The organism is Sphaerospermopsis reniformis, assembly GCF_005402885.1.
Lineage (GTDB): Bacteria > Cyanobacteriota > Cyanobacteriia > Cyanobacteriales > Nostocaceae > Sphaerospermopsis > Sphaerospermopsis kisseleviana.
Genome location: NZ_BJCE01000400.1, coordinates 1 through 2,772, shown reverse-complemented (window position 1 = coordinate 2,772; position 2,772 = coordinate 1). Strand labels below are relative to the sequence as shown.

Annotated in this window: 5 protein-coding genes and 2 pseudogenes; 4 read left to right on the top strand and 3 right to left on the bottom strand. The window is 37.2% G+C overall.

Going from position 1 to position 2,772, the window contains the following annotated elements:
• A pseudogene (locus FFR48_RS29785) lies at positions 1-186 on the top strand (hypothetical protein); the annotation flags it as partial.
• On the opposite strand, the gene FFR48_RS26915 reads toward FFR48_RS29785, so the two are convergent.
• Both FFR48_RS26915 and FFR48_RS26910 read right to left on the bottom strand, forming a co-directional pair.
• The gene (locus FFR48_RS26915; protein WP_096571920.1) at positions 170-553 is read right to left on the bottom strand and encodes a hypothetical protein; all 384 of its coding nucleotides are present in this window, start codon (positions 551-553) and stop codon (positions 170-172) included. The pseudogene FFR48_RS29785 and the gene FFR48_RS26915 overlap by 17 nt on opposite strands.
• A gap of 42 nt (positions 554-595) precedes the next feature.
• Complete coding sequence (locus FFR48_RS26910; protein ID WP_137669466.1) at positions 596-985, bottom strand: hypothetical protein; 390 nt, start codon at positions 983-985, stop codon at positions 596-598.
• On the opposite strand from FFR48_RS26910, the gene FFR48_RS26905 reads away from it, so the two are divergent.
• On the top strand, positions 979-1,284 hold the full coding sequence (locus tag FFR48_RS26905) for a small RNA NsiR4-regulated ssr1528 family protein (RefSeq protein ID WP_137669465.1): 306 nt from the start codon (positions 979-981) through the stop codon (positions 1,282-1,284). The genes FFR48_RS26910 and FFR48_RS26905 overlap by 7 nt on opposite strands.
• A 68-nt stretch (positions 1,285-1,352) precedes the next feature.
• Here FFR48_RS26905 and FFR48_RS26900 read toward each other — a convergent pair.
• Positions 1,353-1,946 (bottom strand): annotated as a pseudogene (locus FFR48_RS26900) (DUF3370 family protein); the annotation flags it as partial.
• Between the two features lie 130 nt (positions 1,947-2,076).
• Between FFR48_RS26900 and FFR48_RS26895 the strand changes: the two are divergent.
• On the top strand, positions 2,077-2,478 hold the full coding sequence (locus FFR48_RS26895) for a hypothetical protein (RefSeq protein WP_096571922.1): 402 nt from the start codon (positions 2,077-2,079) through the stop codon (positions 2,476-2,478).
• Positions 2,478-2,666 carry a hypothetical protein gene (locus FFR48_RS26890; protein ID WP_137669464.1) on the top strand — a complete coding sequence of 63 codons (189 nt, stop codon included), beginning with the start codon at positions 2,478-2,480 and terminating at the stop codon, positions 2,664-2,666. The genes FFR48_RS26895 and FFR48_RS26890 overlap by 1 nt, the downstream gene beginning before the upstream one ends.
• Positions 2,667-2,772 lie beyond the last annotated feature (106 nt).

Sequence of the window (2,772 nt, the reverse complement as noted above, 5' to 3'; positions counted from 1 at the left end):
AAGGAATATGGGATGGTAAAACATGAAATTGATTTCGCGATCATGAGTATCCAGAAAATAGTTACAAGACACCAGACAGCAGACTGTAGTCTCGAGTCACCAGTCCCGAGTCACCAGTCACAAGTCACCAGTCACCAGTCCCCAGTCCCCAGTCCCCAGTCCCCAGTCCCTATTCCATTGGAGTAGTAGATGATTGCAGACTGCTTAAAGATTGCCAAGTATTGGTGCTAGTATCAAAACATCGCCAATTTCCCTTCCGTTCGTCTTTATAACAAAATAACGTGCGATCGCGGTCATCAAAATTATCAGTTAAAAAATATACCATTCCTCGAAATGGATAAGTTTTACGACTCAGGCGCTTTGCTACGGCTTGATTCGGACATTCGACGATAAAAACGGATTCTCCATTGATTTTAGAGAGGGAGAAAATACACATCCGCAAAATTGCTCTCAGCCAACTTTCAGAATTCTCGAAGTAATCGTCGATAATTTTGTTAGTTAGAGCTTGTTCGAGGCTGCGGTCTTTGTTACGAGGAGTGTGGGCATCAGACATAGCATCACCTAAAAATGGCTATACCGCTGGTTCGAGATTAAACTAAAATTTCCCAAAGTGGCAAGTGTAGGGGACTGGGGACTGGTGACTGGGGACTGGTGACTGGGGACCTGACAGGGGTAGGTTTTTAATATTATCTGTTGAGGCAGGACTAGGAAGACAAGGAAGGAAAGTGGACAAGGAAGATTTTATACGGACAATGGTTTTTTGACGGACTATTTTTGTGACTAAGAATACAGACTTTGTACTGTTTTCCTCCCTTGTCACCTTGTCCACCTTGTCCACCAAGTCTTGCCCTGACGACAATGTAAAATACCTACCCTTGTGAGGGACTGGTGACTGGGGACTGGGGAAGACTAATAACCCAATGCCCAATGCCCAATGACCTGGTAATATATACCTATAACTTTGAGAATTTAATAGCCATGACAACTGAAACTAATGTAAAAAATCAAGCTACTACAGGTGCTGATGCTGTTGATGTAGCGATCGCACAAGGAATTGATTTTGACGGTTCTCCTATTCCTGCTGCTAAGTTGGAACTATATAATCAAGTCATGGGTTTAGAAGCTGGTAGACAACGCAGTGGTGTATCTAATACTATGCGTTCTAGGATCGTCCGTATTGGTGCAAAGCATATTCCCCAAGCTGAGTTAGACGCAAAGCTGGTTGATGCTGGTTTTGCTCCTTTAAAAGAAAAAGAAGTTGCCTTTTTCTATGGTGGTAAATAATACAATTTTAGATTTTGGATTTTAGAATAGTAGGTTGGGTTAGCAACAGCGTAACCCAACACAAAATCTAATTTCGCCGGAAATTGTTTTTGACGTACTCCCCGCAAAACATCCGCTACTGCTCTCGCACCTGGTCCAGAAAATGCTTTACCATCGTTATTTTCTATGTAGGGTTGTAAGGTAACAAAAGGTGCTTCTGTCATTAAATAACTCGCACCTTGTAAAACGTTAATGGTGATAGGTTTTTTACTAGGGTTGTGTAAAATTACTCCTATATATAAGGTTTGTAAATCCTTGGGAGTGTGGGTATAATGATGAGCAAATAGATCAAATCTGCCTTGAATGGGAAAGTTTAAATGTGCGGCTGGAACTTTTTTCTTATTAGGTGTAAAAGTAGAAAGTAGAATACCTTCATTTTTGATCCATTCTGGACTGTTGTTATTAAAAACCGGTATTTTATCTAAACTACCAGGTAAAGGACGTATTTCTCCCACTTGCACAATTTCTTGTGGTGCTGGTTTTGTAGGTGTTTGAGCGTTTACTTGATTTTTTTGATGATAGCTATTGAAAGTTGTACAGCCGATAGTTTGAGTAATCGCTAATCCTGATATGATGATGAATACAGGTTTGAGGATGTGGTTTTTGGCTTGCAAAATTCCCATATTTGATTTTTCCAGTCAGTTTTTCCGAATGTTATGAACTGGATACAATATATGGAAGGTTAATTTCTGATTTTCTGTAATGCGTGTAAATTTAAAGTAACCCAGTCATTTCGACTCAGGAGTTCAATAAATGGATATACTCATTGAATCTACTAAGGATTTTGAAAAAGATTTAGAAAAGTTTACAGATACAGAGAAGTTTAGAATTATTAAGGAAATGAATCGAAATTTTGAATTGTTATCATCTGAAAATAATTTAATTAATAATTCTTTTTATGAACATAGTGAACAACTCAGAAACATTAAACTAAATCATGACTATGATTCTACTATATATTGTCTCAAAATTAACGATCAACAAAGAATAATTTTAACTATTGATGATGATCCAATTTTTGGTTGTATTTTAATCACTTTATTTAGATTAGTTAATCAAGAAAATGCACAACAAGCTTATAATGCAGTTGCAGAAATGATTTATCAAGATTTCACGGTAGAAGAAAACCCAGCTTTAGAAATTCAGTGTTGTTAATGGCACAAATTAAACCTCTGTTAGATGAATATGGTGTCATTCATGAAGCAATGAAAATTCTTCCAGAATATCTGAAAATTGATTTTCTGGAAGCTTTAGCTGAGTTAGAAGATAATGAATGTCACCGAACTAGAAATTTTCCTAAAACCAGATTACATAAGGTAGAGGGTAAGCTGTTGTGCAGCTAAATCGAATAAACAGCATTACCTTTATTTTTAACTTTGCGCTCCCATTTAATAATAAGACCTCCTTCGTTTAGCAATTTATTTAATAATTCTTCTAACTGTTCTACTG